The sequence below is a fragment of the Nocardia sp. CDC153 genome (assembly GCF_035818515.1).
Taxonomy (GTDB): Bacteria; Actinomycetota; Actinomycetes; order Mycobacteriales; family Mycobacteriaceae; genus Nocardia.
This window is the reverse complement of the sequence record NZ_JAYKYU010000003.1, coordinates 395920-416274: the sequence shown is the minus strand read 5'-3', so window position 1 is coordinate 416274 and position 20355 is coordinate 395920. Positions and strand designations below refer to the sequence as shown.

5 protein-coding genes are annotated in these 20355 nt (G+C 70.5%); all 5 read left to right on the top strand.

Annotated elements, in window-relative coordinates:
- Window position 1 precedes the first annotated feature (1 nt).
- Complete coding sequence (locus tag VMT65_RS18575) at window positions 2–18610, top strand: WXG100-like domain-containing protein (RefSeq protein ID WP_326309543.1); 18609 nt, start codon at window positions 2–4, stop codon at window positions 18608–18610.
- Between the two features lie 38 nt (window positions 18611–18648).
- Complete coding sequence (locus VMT65_RS18570; RefSeq protein ID WP_326309542.1) at window positions 18649–18954, top strand: hypothetical protein; 306 nt, start codon at window positions 18649–18651, stop codon at window positions 18952–18954.
- 112 nt (window positions 18955–19066) lie between these two features.
- Complete coding sequence (locus tag VMT65_RS18565) at window positions 19067–19417, top strand: toxin-antitoxin system YwqK family antitoxin (RefSeq protein WP_326309541.1); 351 nt, start codon at window positions 19067–19069, stop codon at window positions 19415–19417.
- Window positions 19418–19514: 97 nt separating this feature from the next.
- The gene (locus VMT65_RS18560; protein WP_326309540.1) at window positions 19515–19838 is read left to right on the top strand and encodes a hypothetical protein; all 324 of its coding nucleotides are present in this window, start codon (window positions 19515–19517) and stop codon (window positions 19836–19838) included.
- A complete protein-coding gene (locus tag VMT65_RS18555; RefSeq protein WP_326309539.1) occupies window positions 19838–20338 on the top strand; it encodes a YbaB/EbfC family nucleoid-associated protein in 501 nt (166 codons plus the stop codon). The genes VMT65_RS18560 and VMT65_RS18555 overlap by 1 nt, the downstream gene beginning before the upstream one ends.
- Window positions 20339–20355: the final 17 nt, after the last annotated feature.

Here is a 20355-nt window from a genome sequence, read left to right as displayed (position 1 = left end):
GATGGCACTCTACCTGCCCCCTGAACTCGATTGGTTGGGCTGGCTCGTCGGGGTGGAATGGCCCGAGGGCAACGAAGACCGGATGTGGGAGCTGGCGACCCACTGGAAAGAGGCCGCCGAGGGTCTGCGCGCTCAGGTGTCGAAGATGAACGACGCCAAGTACGCGACGCTGAGCGCGTACGTGGACGGCGACGGTCGCGACGCGATGGCCAAGATCTTCGACAATATGGCCGGCGTCGGCGGTAAGCAGGACGGCAACACCTCCATCCTGGACTTGGCAGGCTTCTACGACCAGATCGGTGATTCGGTGCACGACACCGGAACCGAGATCGAGTCGACCAAGCTCATGTTCTATTCGTCGCTGGTGATTCTGGCGGCCGAAATGGTGGCGGCGTGGGTCTTCCCGCCCACCGCACCGGCCGCGGAGGCGGCAGCGCAGGCCGCCACCCGGGTCGCGGTGCGCATTATCGCCAAGCGGGCGCTCGCGGCCATCGAGCGACAGGTCGCGAAGCTGGTCGGCTCGACGCTGGCGAAATTCATGGTGCGGCATTTCGTGCTGGATGCCGGGCTGGGCCTGCTGCAGGAAGTGGGCATCGAGGAGTACCAGAAGGCGGTCGGACACCGCAAGGACCTGGACTGGAACAAGATCGCGGTCACCGGGATCAGTTCGGCCGCGGGTGGCATCGGGGGCGGCAAGGTCGGCAAGCTGCTGGGCGAGCGGTTCGAGAATTCCATGATGAGGCCGTTCCTCGCCGCGGGCATTACCGGTGTCAGCGCTGGATTGGCCGGTGCGGGAACGGGATTCCTGGCCGGTACCGTGACGCAGTTCGGCCTCGACGCGTTCGAGCACGGTATGGGCGATGCCTGGAAGAACATGGGCAACGCGTTCACCCATTTCGATCCGCGCATGCTGACCGGCGGCGGGTTCAACGGCGGGGTGTCCGGACTGAATCACACTGCCGCCACCAACTTCTGGGAGCCACGCGTCGCCCGCATGCGGGCGGGCGTATCGACGGATCTCCCGAACGTCGGTTCGCGGCCGGACATGACCGCTCCGGGCTCCTCCGGGCACGCCGGTGGCGGCGACGCCGGCGGTAACCTACATTCGACCGGATTCGCCGGTGACACAGGGGATTCCGGCGCGGGTGTCCACCACGGCGGCGATGGTAGTTCCGCGCATCCGCAGAATCAGGATGTCGGCGGCATGAGCGGGGACAGCCGCGGGCAATCCGACCGCGGTACGCCCGAGAGTGAGCAGTCGGCGGGACCCGCCGATCACAGCCAGCCCGGACCGCGCGAGCCGCACGCGCCGGCCGATCTCGGCACGGCGGGCGAGCCGCAGGGTACCCAGGCACACGCGGGCACTCCCGAAACCACCGGCGCGCCGGAGTCGGGCGTCCAGGCGGGCCGGCACGAAAACCCCGCCCCCACAGTCGATTCCGGTGCCAGCGGGTCCGGCCCGGTGGCGCAGAACAACGGTCCCGCGCCCCAGTCCACCTCGACTCCAACCGCATCCGACTCGCGCCCCGTCACATCCGACTCGCGCCCCGTCGCGTCCGATTCGCGCCCTGCCGCGGCGGCTCCGGCCGCTGACCAGCGCACGACCCAAGCCGCTGCGGATTCGAGTTCCCGCACCTCCGCACCCACGTCGGAGGTGGGCGCTCGCGATGCTTCCGCCCCTGCAGCACAGGCTGATTCGAGCACGACGGCCTCCGGTACGACCGCCGACTCCGGCCCTGGCGAGCATCCGGCCCACAGTATGATGGCGACCGCGGCGCAGGAGTCGCCGGCGGGGGCGGCCCCGGCCGCCGCACCGGCGGACAGCCCAATCGCCGCGGCATCGACCGGCCCCGCCCCCGCCGCCTCGACCGGATCGGCCCCGACCGCCTTGAACGGATCGGCCCCCTCGGTCTCCAACGGCAACGCGCCCCTCGGGGCAGCGGACCGGCCCACCGTTCCCGCCGCCGCGTCCCCGGCCGGGAACGCTCCGGCGGGTGCCGCGCCGACCTCGTCACCGCATCACGGCGGCTCGACTCCCGAACCCCGCACCGCGACCCCCGACCCTCGCCCAATCCCGACCCGCGCGGGCGAAGCCACCGGTCTCCGTGCCGACACCGCCCGCCCGGAAGGCGCTCGCCCGCAATCCGGTACGGATGCCCGCCCGCAATCGGGCACGGATGGGCGGCCGCAATCGGGCACCGACGCCCGCCAGCAATCGGGTACCGACGCCCGTCAGCGAGAGGGTACCGACGCTCGTCCGGACGGAACCGCGCCTCGTTCGACCCCGGAATCCACGGCCCCCCACGACCCCGCCGCCCTCGACGAGCCGGCGACCCACGCCGCCCCCGGCGAGAACGAAGGCCGCACCGCCGAGACCCTTGCGGATCCCCACGATTCGCCGCAGCGTGACACTGACCCCGCGGCACCCGCCGAGCCCGAAAATCGCGCCGGTGAAGCACCGGCCGCCCACCCGGAGACGACCGAACCGGCAGCTCCCCGGGAAGACTCGGCCGCCCGCACGGACACGGACCCGTCAGCCGCGCAGTCGGATTCGCGTCATTCCGGTGACGAACACTCCTCGCCTCGCGACGATTCGGCACCGCCCGCGGACACCACGCCGCCACGCGACGAACAGTCGCAACGGTCGGACTCGGACACAATCGCCGACGAGTCCGGTCCCAGGTCGAACGACTCCGAACCCCGCCCCGACACCCCATCGCCGCACGAAGAGACCACCCCGCGCGACGAGACGACGCCGCGCGAAGGCAACCCGCCGCGCGACGAGACGACGCCGCGCGAAGGCAACCCGCCGCGCGACGAGACGACGTCGCGTGAAGGGAACCTGCCGCGCGACGAGACGACGCTGCGCGAAGGGAATCCGGCGCGCGATGAGACCGGTTCGCGGCCAGAGGAATCCGTGCCGCACGAGAGTGATGTCCGCCCACGGTCGGAGGAGACGCCGCTCGGTTCCGAAGGCCGCGCCCGCGGCGACGAGGTGGCACCTGCGGACAGCGAGAATCACTCGCGCGGTGAAGAGGCCGGGCACGAGCCGGTGGATCGCGTTGCGAACGAGCCGGATTCGAGCCGAGCCGATGCCGAGCCCGGGAAGGCGCGCCGCGTTGATGAGCCGGAGTCGGCGGTCGCCCGCTCGGAGCCGGCCCTCGAAGACGATGCGCCGCGTACTGATCATCCGGAACCAGCTGAACCAGTGCATGATTCGTCCGAGCCACGACGGCCGGCAGAGCATCCCGGTGAGACGCCGGAGCGTCCGCGTCCCGCCGATGCGCACCCGGACACGGAGTCGCCCAAGGCGGGTGAAGCCGCACACGATCGCGACCGCGATGAGCGGCCCGGCCACGGTGCGCCGGAGGATGGCCTGCTGGTCGCGCCGATTCCCGTGGGAGACCATCCAATTCCGCATGCCGGTGAGGGCGAGCGCCGGGCTGCCGGTGGCGAAAGGTCGCGCGAGAACGCCGGGGCGGGGCCCGCTGAACGTCCCGCACCGGCGGGTCGGCGCGCGCCGACCGATGGGCCCGGTGAGCGGCGTGCCGGGCCGCCGGAGCGCGGTGACGGCACCACGAAGCATCCGGGAAACGTGCGGGAACCGCAGGAGCATCCGGCGTCGGAGCCTCCACCTCGCGGCACCGATTCGGCTGGGCCGCAGCCGGACCGCACCACCGCGGCGAACCCGCACCCGAACCGCGGTCGCAGCGGCGAGCTGGCCCTGAAGCTGCTGCGCCAGCTGACCGGCAACGATTCGATCCGGGTGCCGGAACGTCCGGTCGGCCCGGAGGGCATGTCGGCATCGCGGGTGGTCTCCATGGCGGGCGGCAGGCTGCGCGGCTATGAAGGCCATGAGGCGATCGCGGATCGGCTGCGGGAGTTGGGTCCCGGGGCGTCGGCGCTGGTCGTCGACCGCTACGCCGGTCCCGCCGATGAGCACGGCGTGGGCGCGCACGCGTATCTGCTGGTCAATGACGGTGGCAAGATCGTCGTGAAGGATCCGGCGACGGGCCGCGAGCACGGCTTCCCCCCGGAGGTGCCCGGCGAGACCCGGAGCACGCACGCGATCCTGTTCAAAGACGATGGCACCGCCGTGGAACCCCTCAGCGAGCGCACCCGCCAGGGACTGGACCCGGTCCGCGCGCGTCGCGGACGTCCGGGCGTGCCCACCCAGCCCGACGATATGCGTGCCCGGATCGAGCGCGCGCACCTGATGGCCAATCACGAGGTGCGAAAGGCCATCGAGAACCTGCACAAGGTGACGGGTCTGCGGGTTACCGAATCCGACCTGGCCGCAGGCAAACTCGCCGATACGATGCGGGATCTCGAGGGCCGCGCGACCGGCAAGCCGAAGGGCGACCCGCAGGCCGCCCTCGACCGATTGCGCACCGCCGCGGAGAAATACCACGGCATGGAGGACCTGAAGCGGGCGGTCATCGCGGCCGACCTGGCGCAGGCCGCCGAGCGAGCCCATGCGGCCGACCCGGCGCATCCGGACGCTCCCGCCCGAACTCCGGATCCGGCTCACACACCCGATCCGGTCGCGGCGGCGCGGGCGTTCGAGCGGGAGGTTACCGAGGCGATCAGGTCCGGCGAGGCGTCGGTGGAGGTGATCAGCGAGGGTGCCCTGAAGAGCGCCGAGCGGGTCGAGTTGGTCACCTTCGAGGACGGCACCGAGCTGATTCGCAAGGTGGTCACCAATCCCGCGCACGCCGACGCGGAGGAGCTCGCGTCGCTGGTCGGCCGGGCCGTCGGGGTCGAGGTGCCCCGCGTCTACCGGGACCCGTCGAACGAACACATCATCTACATGGATCTGATGCCGGGCGATACCGCCGCGTATCACCATGAGACGGAACCGAATCCGGCATTGCTGTATCACGGCACGCCCGAGGGTCTGCGCATGGGCTTGTTCGATGCCCTGCTGGCGATTCCGGATCGCAATCCGGGCAACTGGATGGTCAGCCCCGACGGCCACCTCATCGGCATCGATCACAGCCTGGCCTTCGGCAACGATCCCCGGGCCCGCAATCCGATCAGCCAGTTCGCCCGCCAGTTCGCCGAACCCGGCCCGAACCGCGAAACGGTCTGGCACGACCACGAACTCACGCGTTCCGAGGTCGCGGAGATCCGCGCGCGCGTGGACGCCCTGGCCCCCGAGTTCGAGCGTGCCGGCCGACCCGACTGGCACCAGGCCATGCGAGAGCGCCTCGATCAGATCGAGCAGCACGCCCGCCCCGACGAACCCGCACGCCCGGAGAACGTGCCACCCGCGGAATGGGCCAGGGTCGCGGCGGACGCCACCGGGATCGACGCGTACCCGGTCGACGAGTGGACGAAGATGTCGCCGTCCGAAGTGGCCCGGGAGCTGCATCAGCGCTGGAACATCGACGTGGTCGGCTTCGACGACGGTACGGTCCATCCGGCTGTCGCGCAGGAGTTCGCCCGCGCCATCGACGATATGCTCGGGCGCTATCCGGTTGGCCGGAATCTCGAGCGGGTCGAGATCAAGGACCTGGGCGACAACCGCCTGGCCCAGGTCGATCCGGGCGTCGACCGCTCCACGCCCGGCAATTACCTGTTGAACGCCAAGGCGATCCAGCTGAACGCGAAGCACGCCGGCAGCCTCGCGGATTTCCACGCCATCACCCATGACCCGGGCGGGTTTCACCCACCGAATTCCGCCAGGCGTCCGGTGTACGCGACGATCGTGCACGAGTTCGGCCACGCCTTGGATTTCGAATCCGGGAAGCCGTCCCCCGATAGCTACCGACGTCCGTCCGATGACGCGCTGCAGGTCCTGCGGGACTACTTCGAGACCACTCGCCCCGATCTGGGCCGGGAAGAGTTCCGGGCCGCGTTCGAGGAATTCCTGGGCCAGCTCAGCGGCTACAGTCTCTCGGCCAAGGATGAGCACGGGAATCCCGGTCCCCGTCCCATGGATCAGTTCGAGCCGGTCGAAGCCGTCGCCGAGGCGTTCATGGACGTCGAATACAACGGTGAGCGCGCCTCCGAGCCCGCGAAGGTCCTGTACTGGCACCTGATGGACGAGATGGCGACCTACGGCCGCAACCCGGACTCCTTCCACGTGCCCCCCGACGCGATCTCCCGGCCCACCGGTCCGGCCCGGATCGAGGAGCCGGAAACGGTTGTCGCCGAGGAAACCAAACCGGTTGTCGCCGAGGAGAAGCCGAGTCCGGACGAATCCACGACGGTCGTCGCGGACCCGCGGATCGAGTTCGCCCGTGGGAGTGAGGAATCCACCGCCGTCACCCCCGAGCCCGAGGGTCCCGCCGAGAAGCCCGCCGCGGGAGACGCCGGTGCCGGTTCCGGGGGCAAGGAGCCGCCGGTCCCGCCGCACGGTGCCGAGCCCGAACCGGAGCCCGAGCCGAATCCGGCGGAGGGTGGGAATCCCACGCCCACTGGCGAAAACACCGTACCCACCGCCGAGGCTCCGACCGTGGAGTTGCCGCTGCCCGAGGGCGAGCACCAGCCGCCCGGGGGCGAGCCGGGGCCGGAGCGTCCGGATTCGGTGAATCCGGCGGTCGCGTCACCGACCTTGAAGGCGGTCACCGACTACCTGTCCGACGCGCCGCTCGAACACAATGCGCGCCAGCGCACGCCGGAGGAGCTGGCCTATCTGGCGCGTTTGGCGGATGCGCTGGGCATGGCCGAGCCGCTGTCACGACGCCCGGATGCGCTGGCCTCGTTGCAGGAGCTGGCCGAGATGGCCAGGGCGCGTGGGTTCTTCGGCGATCCGGAGACCGGCACACCGCCGGGCTCGATGCGAGATCCGCGCGACTTCCGGCCGCTGACCACCGACGAACGGTACGGCGGTGAGGAGTACTGGCGATCTGAGGTCGACCCGCGTGAACTGGCGGCGATCGAGGCGGAGTTCCGCGACCTGGGGATCGCCGACCGCCTGAGCCAGGCCGACGCGGCCGAGGCCGCCACCGCCCGAGCTGCCCTGGAGCAGAACACATCCGGCTTCACCGGCGGGCGGCCCGACATCCCGCTGGAGCCGTGGTCGGATCCCGCGCACCACACCGGTGAGCCCCGCGCCCTGACCCTGGACGAGCTCCGCCGCGACATCGCCGCGCGCCTCGGGCTTTCCGACGCCGATATCGCGAAGGATCGTCTGCCCGAGACCGCGGGTGAGCTGCAGTACCGGAATATGTTGCGCGCCGGCGGTATCGAAGCACTGGACGAGGCCGCGGCCCGCCATGACGCGGCGACCGATCCGGAGCATCGGGCGCAGCTGGCGCAGGTCCGCGACGAGTGGGCACGCCTGCTCGGCGTCGACCCCGAGCGGCTCGCACCCGAGCACCGGGCGGAGACGATGGCGGAGCTGCGCGCCGAAACCATCCGCCGCGCAACCGATATCGCCGATCTGATGGCGGCGACCTACCATGAGCCGGATCCGTCCGCACCGCAGCGGCTGGTGCTGGAAGCCGGTGGCGATCGTGTCCACGTCACGGTCCGCACCGACGCGGACGGGGTGCGGCATCTGGAGCCCGCGACTCGGCCGGCGCTCCCCGGCGACCGGCTCCCGGCCGCCCGGCAGCCGGTGCGACCGCCGTTCCTGCGGCGGCTGTGGGACTTCGTCCGGGGTGGGTTCACCGATCAGAATCCGAAGTACGCCTCGGGTTCCGGCCTCGACGGCAAGGGGCAGAAGGAGATCATCCACGAGGTCGGCGGCTGGCTGCACAACGACTTCCTGGAACATCTCGACATCAACCCGGCCCGCCTGGGCAAGGAGTTCGCGACCTTCTGGAAGCAGCGCGAGGAGCTGCCGTTCTTCAACCGGCTGACCGCGCGGGTGGCGGATACCGCCTCGGAACTGGTGCCGATGCGCACCCGCGACGGCGAATACCAGCCCTGGCTCAGCGAAGTGGATCCGGCCACGGCGGCGCGTGCCGCCGAAGACCTGCGCCTTGCGGGCATCTCGAACGAGGACCCGGCGCCCACCGCGCGGACCGAGGCCGAGCCGGTCACCGATCCCGCCGCGGTCGACCAGCGAGAGCATCTGCCGCAGTTGCCATCCGGTGGCGAACACGCCCCGAATTCCGCTGAACCCGGTGGCGGACAGCATGATCCGGCGACCGACCCGCAGCACGAGTCCGGCGGTTCGCGCGATGTGCTGCCGAAGGCCCTGGCCGACGGCCTCGACCTGCGCGATCAGGCGCTGCAAGAGGTGCTGAATCAGGCTGCGCGACAAGGCATCGACCTGCGTGCCGCCGATCCGCCGACGCTACGACGCCTGGTCGACGAGGCGACCTATGTGCTGTTGCGCCGGGCGGGCGCGGTGGAGGCCCTGTTCGAGGTCGCGCAGCGCTACAACGTGGAGGACGCGCGCGTCCCCTTCAGCCGCAGCATCAACTTCTTCGACAAGGATCCGCTGGGCCGTTTCCTGCGCGAGTTGGTGCACAGTGATCCGACGCGCCAGGACTGGGCGATCACCAGGCTCGCCCGCAAGATCGGCCTGATCGGCCCGGACGACCCGCATTTCACGGCGCTGGAATGGGCCGGCAGCCCCAATGGCGGCGAACCGGCCCGCAACTTCGACGACCTCTCGCCCGAGGAGCTGACCACGCGCAAGGAGGGCGTGCTCTTCGACAACGCCCTGATGCGCGATCAGATGCGGGAGGAGCGCTCGAACTGGGCACAGCTGCTCGGTGTCGGACTCGATGAGCTGAGCCCGGAGCGGTTGCCGCACACCGTGGCCGAATTGCGCATGGCGATACGCGAACACGCCGACCAGGTGGCCGATCTCGGTCGCGCCGTGGACGAATACCTGCACGCCGATGCCGAGGTGCGCAAGACGGCGCAGGACATCGCCGATGACGCGGCCCGCGTCTTCGTGGCCGAGCACGGCGGCGCGACGCTGGACCGCGGGATCGCGGTGCTGCCCGGAGACCCGCCCCGACTGCAGGTGATTTCTGCGAGCGGCGATCACGAACAGGTGCTGGCCACCTACCTGGCCGAGCATCCCGAGGTCGGCCGTCAGCTCAATGACGGGCAGCTGGGGCTGGACTTCCGCCTGGTCACCATGGATGACCAGGGGCGCTTGCACGTGGTGGACGAGCACACGCCCGAGGTCCGCTTCCACGAGCCGGAACTGGGCGGCGAGAAGATACCGGCCACCACGGTGCGCGATCATCCGACCCAGCCGTGGCGGGTTGTCGAGGAGCGCACTCCCGCGACGCCGACCCCGCATGAGACGCCCGAACCGCTGCCGCGCACGCTCGATGAATTGCGCACGGCGCGTGACGAACTGGCGAAGAAGCTGGCCGTCTACCGCGAGGACCTCACCCCCGACAAGCTGGCCGACACCATCAAGGCCATGCAGCTCGACAACGCGCTGCGGGCCGCGCAGATCGAGGGCATGGCGGACTTCATCCGCAGCAGTGACGGCATCGCGTCGTTCCACGACCTCAACGGCGCGTTGCAGCAGCTCGCGCATCGCTTGAACCTGGATCCGTCGGAGTTGAGTCCGCGGCGCATGGCCGAGGCGCTGGCGGATCCCGGCCTGCGCAATGTCCGCCGCCTGCAGGCGGTTCAGGATCTGGTCGAGTACGCGGCGGGGGTGCGCGGCGTGGACGAGGCCGCGGCGCTGGCCGCGCGGGACCGGCTGGCCGAGCGTCTCGGTGTCCGGCCCGAATCGCTGTTCTCCGACAAGTACGACAAGAAGGCCGATCGGTTCGGGCCCGATCCCAAGAGCATCGAGTCCGCGGCCCTGTTGCGGGCCATCAACGACATGATGCACCGGTCGGCGGAACGCCCGGAATTGCTTGCCGCACTGACCGAATACGCGGACAGCCTCAGCGCGATCGATCCGTATCACCACGAGATGCGATTCGATCCGGCGTCGGATCCGCGGGTCGCCGAGGGCGAACTGCCGATTCACGACCCGGACGCGGCCGCGCTGCTGCGTACCTTCAACCATGAATTGATCGGTGAGGCACCGCGTTCGGATCAGCTCTCCCATGCCGGTGAGGTGTGGGCGCGGCTTCAGGGTCTCGAGCTCGGAGACGATCCGAAGCGCCTGGCCAAGGCATACGAGGCCTACCGGGACGGCAAGATCGAGAAGTTCGAGCGCCCCACCGACGCCGAAACGCGGGCGACCGTGGCGGAGCTGCGTGCCGAAGCGCGCGCTCGGGCACGGGATATCGAGGCGCTGCGGCGACTGGCGGAGGAATACAACGCGGTGACCAACGCGGTGGAGCCCGAGCGCCCACCGGCCCGCCCGGCCGACGCGGCGGCCGAACTCGACAGCGCGCGAACCGATCTCGAACGCGCGGGCAAGGGTCGCGACTACGCGCTGTCCCGCATCACGCACCCCGACGCCCACGAGCCCCACCTCGACGGCGCTCCCGGTCGCCGGATCGGCCCGCAGGATCTGACTCCGCAGCGGCTGGCGTCCACCATCGAACACCTCGAGCGACTGCCCATGCCGGATGCGGTGCGCCCCGGCCATGAGGCCCGTATCGCCGAATTGCGTGCCGCCGCCGAGCATTACAACGCCACCGAGGCGCGGGTGCGCGCGGCGGAACACGAGCTGAACCGGTCCCTGATGGCGGGGGCGCGGCCCGGTGAGGCGCCGGTGGAGACCCTGCGCCGGGAACTCGATCAGGCGTTGCGCGATCGCGATCGGGCGATGCGGGGAGTGCGGGTCGAGGCCTCGGATCTGACACCGGAACGCTTCCGCGACGCCCTGGACGAGGCGACCCGGTACGCGCGCACGCCGGAGCAGCACGCGGAGATCGGGCCGCGCATCCAGCGCTTGCACGATGCGGCGGTGCGCGTGCATCAGATCGAGGAGCTCATCGCCGGTCACGAGGCGGCCGCCGCGGCGCGGGCCCGCGCGGCCGAGTCACCGCTGGACGCCGCCCGGCGGGAATCGACCGCGGCGCAACGTGAACTCCGTGCGGCCCGGACCGAACGCGATCTGCTCATGAATGCTCCGAAGCCGAATGGCGCGGAGGAATTCGCGGCCCGCGACACCGCGTTGCGGGCGGCCCTCGATCGGGTCGATCGGGCCCAGGCCGCCGCCGATCGCTGGTCGGCGGAGCTGAAGCGGTTGTGGGCCGCGCACACCCGCGCCGCCGTCACCCCGCACGAGGCCGCCGCCCGCGCGCGTGACGAGGCTCGAGCCGCACTTCAACAGGCGATTACCGAATTCCGTGCCGCGACGCGCTTGAACGTGGCCGAATCCGATCTCGTTCCCGCCCGGCTCGATTCGACCATCGACGAACTGCAGGGCAAGACCGCCCTGCAGAACGGCCCCGGCAGCGCCACGGCGTTCGAGGACCTGCGCCGCGCCGCCGAGAACTCCCATCACGCCGATGCCCTGGCCCGCTGGGTCGAGGACAACGTCCCGCACCCCACCGACCCGAACTCCGGTCCCTCCGGCCGCGAGGCCACCGAGCGGGATCCGGGCGGTCCCGAGAAGGGTGAGCCGAAGCCACCCTCCGGTGCGGAAGACGAGCGGGAGCCGAATCCGTCGTCCGAGCCGGAACACGCTGGCGGCGACGGTGATTCGATCGACGAGTCGCTGCTGCGGCCGAAGTCCGATCCGAACGATCCGGACACTTGGTTCGATCGCATGCAGGCCGAGCAGGCCGACTGGTCGGCGCGAATGGAGGCGAAGCACGCGCGGTGGCTGCACGAGATCGCCGATCGGATGGTGCCGGGCAGCACCGAGGAGCGCTTCGCCCGGTTGCGCGCCGAGAACGCCGACCTGCTGGCCCGCATTGCCGCCGATCGCGCCGACTGGTACTGGGAGATGGCCGGTGGCCGCCCCGACGAGGGGCCCGCCGCGCCGCACGAGGGTGATCCGGGCGAGGAACCCCCCACACCCACCGGCTCCGGTTCGGGCGGCGACAATCCGCCGAACCCGCCCCACGGCAACCACGAGTCCGAGCCCGAGGGCAACGGAAGCACCCCATCCGCTCGCGAAGGCGAACCGCTACCTGGCGATGAGCAAACCCCTTCCAGCGGTGAGAAATCCAATCCCGCGGGCGGCGAGCAGCCGCAGAGCGTGCGCGAGGCGGCCGAGCCGCAGGGCGAGCACCGGACCACCGAGCCGCAGGGCGAGCATGAGGCGACCGTGCCCAATACGGTGGAGGAGCCGGTGGCCTCGAACGAGGCCGAGGCGGGGGTCGGTGTGCACGAGGCCGAGACCCAGACCCTCGAGCTCACCCACCCGGAGCAGCAGGCCGAGGAGCCCCCGGCCTCGGTGAACCCGGCCCATGTCTCGCCGACACTGCGGGCGATCGCCGATTTTCTGGCGGATGCGCCGGTCGAGCACAATGCCCGCCCACGCCTCCCGGAAGACCACGACTATCTGCGTCGCCTGGCGGAGGCACTCGGCATGTCCGAGCCGCTGTCGAGGCGGAAGGACCCCCTGGCGTCACTGCAGGAACTGGCCGAAATGGCCAAGGCGCGCGGCTTTTTCGGTGATCCGGAGACCGGCGACCACCCGACTCCCATGCGGAACCCGGAAGACTTCCGCCCGCTCACCGTCGACGAGCGCTACGGCGATGAGGAGTACTGGCGGACCGAGGCCGAGGAGCCGCCGGAGCCGCCGCGCAACGAGGCCCCGCCCGGCGAAGCACCCTCCGGTACAACGCATTCCGGTGCGCCGGAGCACCTTCCGCTGGACCCCTGGTCGGAGCCCGCGCACAACCGGGACCCGGAACCGCGGGCCATCTCGCTCGACGAGCTCCGTCGCGATATCGCCGAGCGCCTGGGGCTTTCGGACGCGGACATCGCGAAGGACCGGCTGCCGGTGACGGCCGGTGAGCTGCAGTACCGGAACATGTTGCGCGCCGGTGCGATCGAGGCCCTGGCCGAGGCCGCGGCACGCCATGATTCGGCCACCGACCCCGGGCAGCGCGCGCGGGCGGCGAAGGTGCGCGACGAGTGGGCGCGGCTGCTCGGGGTCGATCCCGAACACCTGGCTCCGGAGCACCGCGCCGCGATGCTGGCCGAGCTGCGTATCGAAACCATCCGGCGCGCAGAGGATGTCGCGGATCTGGTGGCGGCCACCTTCCACGAGCCGGATCCGGCGGCTCCGCGACGCCTGGTGCTGGAGGCCGACGGTCAGCGCATCCATGTCCTGGTCCACGAGCACCCGGACGGAACCCCGCGACTGGAGCGCACCACCCGTCCGGCCCTGCCCGGTGACCGTGCGCCCGAGGTGCCGGCGGAGCCCCGGCGGCCGTTCCTACGCCGTCTCTGGGATTTCGTGCGCGGCGGATTCATGGATCCGACCCCGAAGTACCCGTCGGGCTCGAGCCTGGACTCCAAGGCCTTCGCCGAGTGGGAGAAGGGCGCGGCCGTCTGGTTCCACAACGACAGCTTGGTCAAGCCGAACGACGACAGCAATCCGTTCCGCCCCGTCAAAGAGGTTGTGACGCTGTTCAAGTCGCGGGAGCGGTGGCCCTTCCTGAAGAACGCGAAGATCTTCGGCTGGGAGCTGATCGGCAAGGTCCACGAGGTCAGTGGCGTGTCGGAGCCGATGCGCACCCGCGACGGCGAGTACGAGCCGTGGTTGACCGAGGTCGACGAGCACGTGCTCGCGGAGGCGAACGAGCGGCTGCGATTCGCGGAACTGCCGGTCGGCGCCGAGCAGCGCCCCGAACTGCCCGCCGGTGAGCGACCCGCCCACGAGCTGACCGCCGGGCCGCAGACCCCACACGAGGCGGAGCCGCAGACCCCGCACGGGGCGAAGCCGGAGGCTCCCCGGGAAGCCCTGCCCAAGTCCTACGCCGACGCGCTCGACAATCGCGACGCCGCGTGGCGGGAAGTGGCGAAACAGGCCGCGCGACAAGGCATCGACCTGCGCACCGCCGACCCCGCCACCGTGCGCCGACTGGTCGAGGAGGCCAACTACATTCTGGTCCGCCGCGCCGGTGCGGTGGAGGCGCTGGCGCTCGCCGCCGACCGCTACAACGCGCAGGACGCGCGCATCCCGTACTCCAAGCAGATCAGCTTCTACGACAAGGATCCGCTGGCCCGCCTGCTGCGCGAGCTCATGGCCAGCGATCCCGTCCGCAACGATCCGAACCGGAAGATCGGCTTGTGGACCCGCGTCGGCCGCAAACTGCATCTGCTGGCGCAGGATTCGCCGCCGATCACCTTCGTCCACTGGCAGCCGGTCGGCAACAACGAGGAATCCACCCCGCACTTCTGGGATCCGTCGCCCGAGGAGCTGCTGAACGTCAAGGAGGGCGTCCTCTTCCAGAACGCGGTGCTGCGCGATCAGCTTCGCGAGGCGCGCTCGAACTGGGCCCAGCTGCTGGGCGTCGGCCTGGACGAGCTGACCCCGGAACGGTTGCCCCACACCCTGGCCGAGCTGCGCATGGCGGTACGCGAGCACGGCCGGCAGCTGGCGGATCTGGCGCACGCCGCCGACGACTATTTCCACGCCGAGGCGGAAGCGACCGCGCGCGGAACCGAGATCGCCGACGACACGGCCCGCTCGTGGGTGCGCGAGCAGGGCGGTGCCAGCCTCGAGCACGGCATCGGCATTCTGCCGGGCGATCCGCCGCGCCTGACGGTGATCCGCGGCGACACCGATCACTTGCAGGTGCTCGCCGGATACTTGGCCGAGCATCCCGAGATCGGTCATCAACTCAACGACGGCCGGCTGCGCCTCGACATCCGCGGCGTCGATTTCGACCAACAGGGTCGCCCGTACGTCTATGACGAGACCGCCCCCGAGGTGCGTTTCCACCAGTTCGAGGTGAACGGCGAGCCGACCTCGGTATTGCTGGCCCGCGACAGCGCCGCCGACCACTGGCAGCTGGTCGAGCGCCCGCACGATCCCGCCGTGCCGCCGGTCGAGCCCGAGCGGCCCACCCGAACCGTGGACGAATTGCGCACGGCGCGTGACGAACTGGCGAAGAAGCTGGTCGTCTACCGCGACGATCTCACACCCGCGGAGCTCGACCAGGCCATCAAGGCCCTGCGCCACGCGAACGCACTGCACGCCGCTCAGATCGAGGGCATGGCGGACTTCATCGCCACCGCCAAGGCCATCGAGTCGTACCACGGCCTCAACGACCTGTTGGACAAGCTCGCGGGCCGCCTCGGCATCGATCCGGCCGAGCTCACGCCGCAGCGGCTGGCCGAGGCGATGGCCGATCCGGGCGTGCGCAAGGTCCGCCGGCTGCAAGCCGTCGAGGACCTGCTGGAGTACGCGAAAGCCCTTCGCGAGGTGAGCGATGAGAGCGACAAGGCCGTCCTGGCGGCCCGCGACCGGCTGGCCGAACGGCTCGGTGTCGATCCCGAGCAGCTGTACGCCGAGACGTACGACAAGAAGGCCGATCGCTGGCACCCGGCCGCCGACAGTGTCGAGCCGAAGGCCGTGCTGCGCGCGGTCAACGACCTGCTGCACCGCTCCGCCGAGCGGCCCGAACTGCTGGCCGCGCTGGCCGAATACGCCGACAGTCTGGCCGCGCTGGACCCGTTCCACACCGATCTGCACTTCGATCCGAGCCGGGATCCCCGCGTCGCCGAGGGCGAACTGCCGATCCACGATCCGCACGGACCCGGGTATCTGCGCGACCATCTGCACGAAGACCTCGGCGAGGCATTGCCTTTGGACGAGGTCACCCACGCCGAATCGGTCTGGGCGCGACTGCAGGGCCTGGAGTTGGACGGCGATCCCGCGCATGTGGCGGAGCTGTACGAGCGCTATCGGGACGGCAAGATCGAGGCACACGAGATCCTCGACAGCGAGAAGACCGCCCAGAAGCTCGACGAACTGCGGGCCGAAGTACGCCAGCGCGCAGCCGATATCGAGGAATTGCGGCGGCTCGCGGACGAATACAACCGGGCCACCGCACCGCACGAAGCCGAGACCGAGCCGCCGCACCCGAAGCAGGCGGCGGCCGAACTCGACAGTGCCCGAAGCGAACTGGACACCGCGCGGGCCATGCGCGAGTACGCGCTGGGCAGGCTGGTGGCGCGGCCCGACGAGCACGCACCGCATCTGGACGCCGCGCCGGGCCGCCCGCTGGTCGACGCGGACCTGACGCCGTCGCGGCTGCCGGGTACCTTGGAGCATCTGAGGCGGCTGCCCGTCGCCGAGGGGCAGCATGCGCTGCAGCAGGCCCGCGTGGCGGAATTCCAGCGGGCCGCGGAGCAGTACAACGCCGCCGAAGCCCGGGTTCGGGCCGCGGAACGAGGTCTCGAGAATGCCGCGCTGGCCGGTGCGCGACCCGGTGAGACCCCGGCGGACACGGTTCGTCGGGCGCTCGACGAGGCGCTCGCGGAACGCAAGTCCGCGATCCGGGGTGTCCGGGTCAACGAATCCGAGCTCACGCCAGAGCGATACCGCGACGCGCTCGACGAGGCGGCCGGCCACGCCCGGACCCCGGCGGAACACGACGCGATCGGCCCACGGATCGAAGCGGTGCGCGCCGCGGCCGTGCGGGTGCATCAACTCGAGGAGCTACTGGCCCGGCACGAGGAACGGGAGCGGGAACAGGCCCGTGCCGCCGAGACCCCGATCGGCACCGCGCGACGCGAATCAGCCGCCGCCCAAACCGAACTCGACGCCGCCCGCAGGGCCCGCGACGAGGTCCTCGCCGCCCCGAAGCCCAGTGGCGCGGAGGAATTCGCTGCCCGCGACGATGCCCTGCGGAGCGCCGTGGACCGCGTCGACGCCGCCCAGGCCGCCGCCGATCGCTGGTCGGCCGAGGTGCGGCGACTCGAGGACGCCGCGATCCGCGCCGGCGTCTCCCCGCACGAGGGCGCGGCCGCGGCCCGCGACGCGGCCCACACCGCACTGCTCCAGGCGATCACCGACTTCCGAGCGGCCACCGGCCTCCGCGTCCACGAATCCGAACTAACCCCCGAGGCCCTCGCCGCAACCCTCGACGAGCTGCGCGGCAAAACCGCCCTGCAGAACGGCCCCGGCAGCCGCACCCCCTTCGAAGACCTCCACGCCGCCGCCGAGGCCTTCCACCACGCCGACGCCCTGGCCCACTGGGTCGACGAAAACATCCCCCACCCAGGCGATCCCGCCTCGTCCGACCCCGAGGAGGAGGGACCCACCGGCGGCGCACCCGCCACCCCCCACGACCCCACCCAGCCCGGCTCCGACGGCAATGCCATCGACCCGACCAACCCCTCCAACAACCGAGCCGAGCCCCTACCCTCCCACGAGCACCCGAACCCCAACACCGACAAGTCCTCCGACCCAGCCGATCCCACCCACCCAGTCCAGCCCGAGCCCAACCGAGAGGACCCATCCCCAAGCGAAAACAACCCCGCCATCCCCGACGCGAACGCTGAGAAGGACTCTGGCGCAGCCGATCCCGGGACGCGGCCGGAGGTGGTGCCGGATGTCGAGGGCGGGCGGAAGTCCGAGTCCGGCGGGTATCGGTGGGATCCGTATTCGCGGTCGCATGTGCCGCATCCGCCGCGGCCGTTCAATCCGGCGTTCCCCCAGTATGTTCCGCAGCCGTCGCAGCAGGCGGCGCCGTGGACCCTGCCGCCGGATGCGCAGCAGCCCCCGCAGCCCCCTTATCCGCCGCAGCCTCCGCAGGCCCCGCAGCCTCCGTATCCGCCCCAGCCCCCGTATGCGCCCCAGCCTCCGTATACGCCGCAGCCTCCGTCGTATCCGCAACCGCCGAGCGGGCCGCCACCGGGTGTGCCCTCGTGGCCGGGCGGTACCGGTACACCCACGCCTCCGCAGGCCCCGGTGCCCTCGATCCCGGCTTACCTGGTGTCGCCGCCTCCCGATGCGGGCTGGCCCGGCGGTCAGCTGCCGCCGAATGGTCAAGTGCCGCCGTGGAATTCGTGGCCGTCGGCGGGGACGCCGCAGCAGCCGGGCGGTCTGCCCGAGATCCCGGGCGGCTCACCCCAGATTCCCGAGCAGCCGGGCACGCCCTCCCTGCCCGGGGTTCCCGGTCATCCGGACGGCGGGCTGCCGCATGGTCCCGGTTCCCCGGCCGGTCCCGGCCGACCCACGCTGCCGCCGGGCGCGATACCGGATTCGAGCGGTGGACAGCCCGCGTGGAATGGCCACCCGGGCAATGGTTTCAACGGTTCCATCGGTTCCAACGGCGCTGGTTCGTCCGGCGCGCCGATGGGTTCCGGATTCCCGGGCCCCGCGGGTGCGCCCGCCGGGCAGCAGCAGGGTGCGAACGGCGGCCGGTCGCGTGGCGGCAATCGTTTCCCGCGTGCGTCGGGTCCGTCCGGTTCCGGCGACGGCGTCTTCCTGCGCTCGCATTCGGGTTTCGGTGAATTCGCGATGCTGAATCCGTTCACCGGTGACCTGCGGTCCGCACCGGCCGGTGCGGGTTCCCTGGCGGGTGTGTACGACGATCTCGATGGGCTGCGGGTGATCTTCTATCGGGACAACCAGGCCGGTCTGGTGTTGCGGGTCGGCGATCAGGCCCTGGAACTGGATCGCCTGGGCGCGGAGGTGCAGTGGGAGCGCACTCAGCACGGCTTCAATCGCCTGTCCGTGATGGTCGCCGGCGCTCCGCAGTGCGAGGTGCGCTATCGCCCGCTGGCGACGGACGCGGATCTGGGCATGCTGATCCGCGACGTGCTCGCCGACCCGGTGCGCCGCTCGGGAATCTTCGGATGACATGCTGAGACTCGGCTCGGCCGAGGGAGGAGAGCGACATGCGCCACGGCTATCCCAGCGACGACGAGTTGCGGCGGAACTTCGATGAAGTGCTTTCGGATGTGATGCAGGGCCGCGGTGTCCACACCGCCACCGGACTCGATCACGACACCCAGACCGCCCTGTGGGCGATCACCGCGGCGCATCCGAACATCACCCCCGAGCTGATCGATGCCGCCCGGCGGGCGTTCGCCGGCCAGCTCGACGGCAGCAATGCCGCGCGCCGTCGCGCGGACATGGACGACTGGTTCGAGGCCCGCGAACAGCGCAAGGCCGCACGCGAACAACAGCGGGGACGCGGATAACAGCGGGGTCGGCGGAGCAGGGCTGACGAAGCGATCGCGCTCGTCGTCCGGTTAGGGTGTTCCGACCAGAGGCCGACAGGCCGTGCCCATGATCCCCGCGACGGAGTAGACGATGCGAATCAGCCGAGATCAGGTGGAGCTCGACGACTACGGGCGCACCTGTTACGAGGATGAGCCCTACACCGGGGAAGTCGAGGAATACGCGGACAACGGGCAACTGGTCCTGCTGTTCACCTACGTCGACGGCGTCGAGGACGGCCCGCAGCGGCAATGGTGGCCGGACGGCTCCAAGCGTTCGGAGGGCGTCACCCGCATGGGCGCGGCGGTGGGGGAATGGCAGCACTGGTACGAGAACGGCCAGCTGAAGGAACGGGTGGTGCTCGACGAGCACAGCCGGGTGCTGGTCCGACAGCGCTGGACCGCCAATGGTGAACTGACCATGGACAAGACGACCACACGTTGAACAGATGCCCCCCGCATGATCTATCCCCTGCCCGAAACAACACTGTCCGTTAATATTCCGGATACTGTGTGGTTGCCGGATCGAAAGGGCCTTGATCATGAGTGGCGGTCGATTGCATTCCTACCAGGACCTGCTGACGAAGGCCTCCCAGAAGACCGGTGAGGTGCGCGACGGCATCAAGGGCGTGGTGGACGGATTCACCTCGCAGGCAGACGCTTTGGGCACGCCGTGGGGCAACGATTCGCTCGGCCGCCAGTTCGCCAACGGTGATCAGGGCTACCTCGCCAGTAAGAAGAACATCATCGAGGGCGCTACCAACATGGCCGGGACCTTCGGGAATTTCTCCACCTCGCAGCAGGAGTCGGCGGACAAGCTGGGGAGTATGGACCAGGCCAACGGCGAGGGATTCCAGGGCCAGTAATGACCAACGAGCAGCGCAAGTCCGACCTGGCCGAGATCCTCGACGGTTTCGCCGAGCAGATGCGCACCATCACCCGACTACAGCAGGAGCGCGCCGCGTTGACGGCCTCGGCCACGGTGCGCGGCAAGCGGGTGACGGTGACGGTGAACGCCGACGGCACCGTGATCGAGACCAAATTCGGTTCCGGGATCGAGGATCTGGACTACTCTGAGATCGCCAAGGCGGTGACCGAGGCCGCGCAGCAGGCCGCCGCCGAGGCGGCCCGCCGCAGCCGGGAGATCATGGCGCCGGTATCGCAGAACCGGGAGCGGCTACCCAAGCTCGCGGACCTGATTCCCGGAATGCCGGACCTGAGCAAGGAATTGACAATTCCGGAGCCGCCGGTGGTGTCCACCGCACCGCCGAAATCGCGGGAGCGCCTGGGCGGTTATCAGGCGACCGAGCCGAATGTCGATGCGGCACAGCCGCGGCGCAGCGGGGCCACCGATTCCGGATGGTGAGACGACCGCGCGAGGCG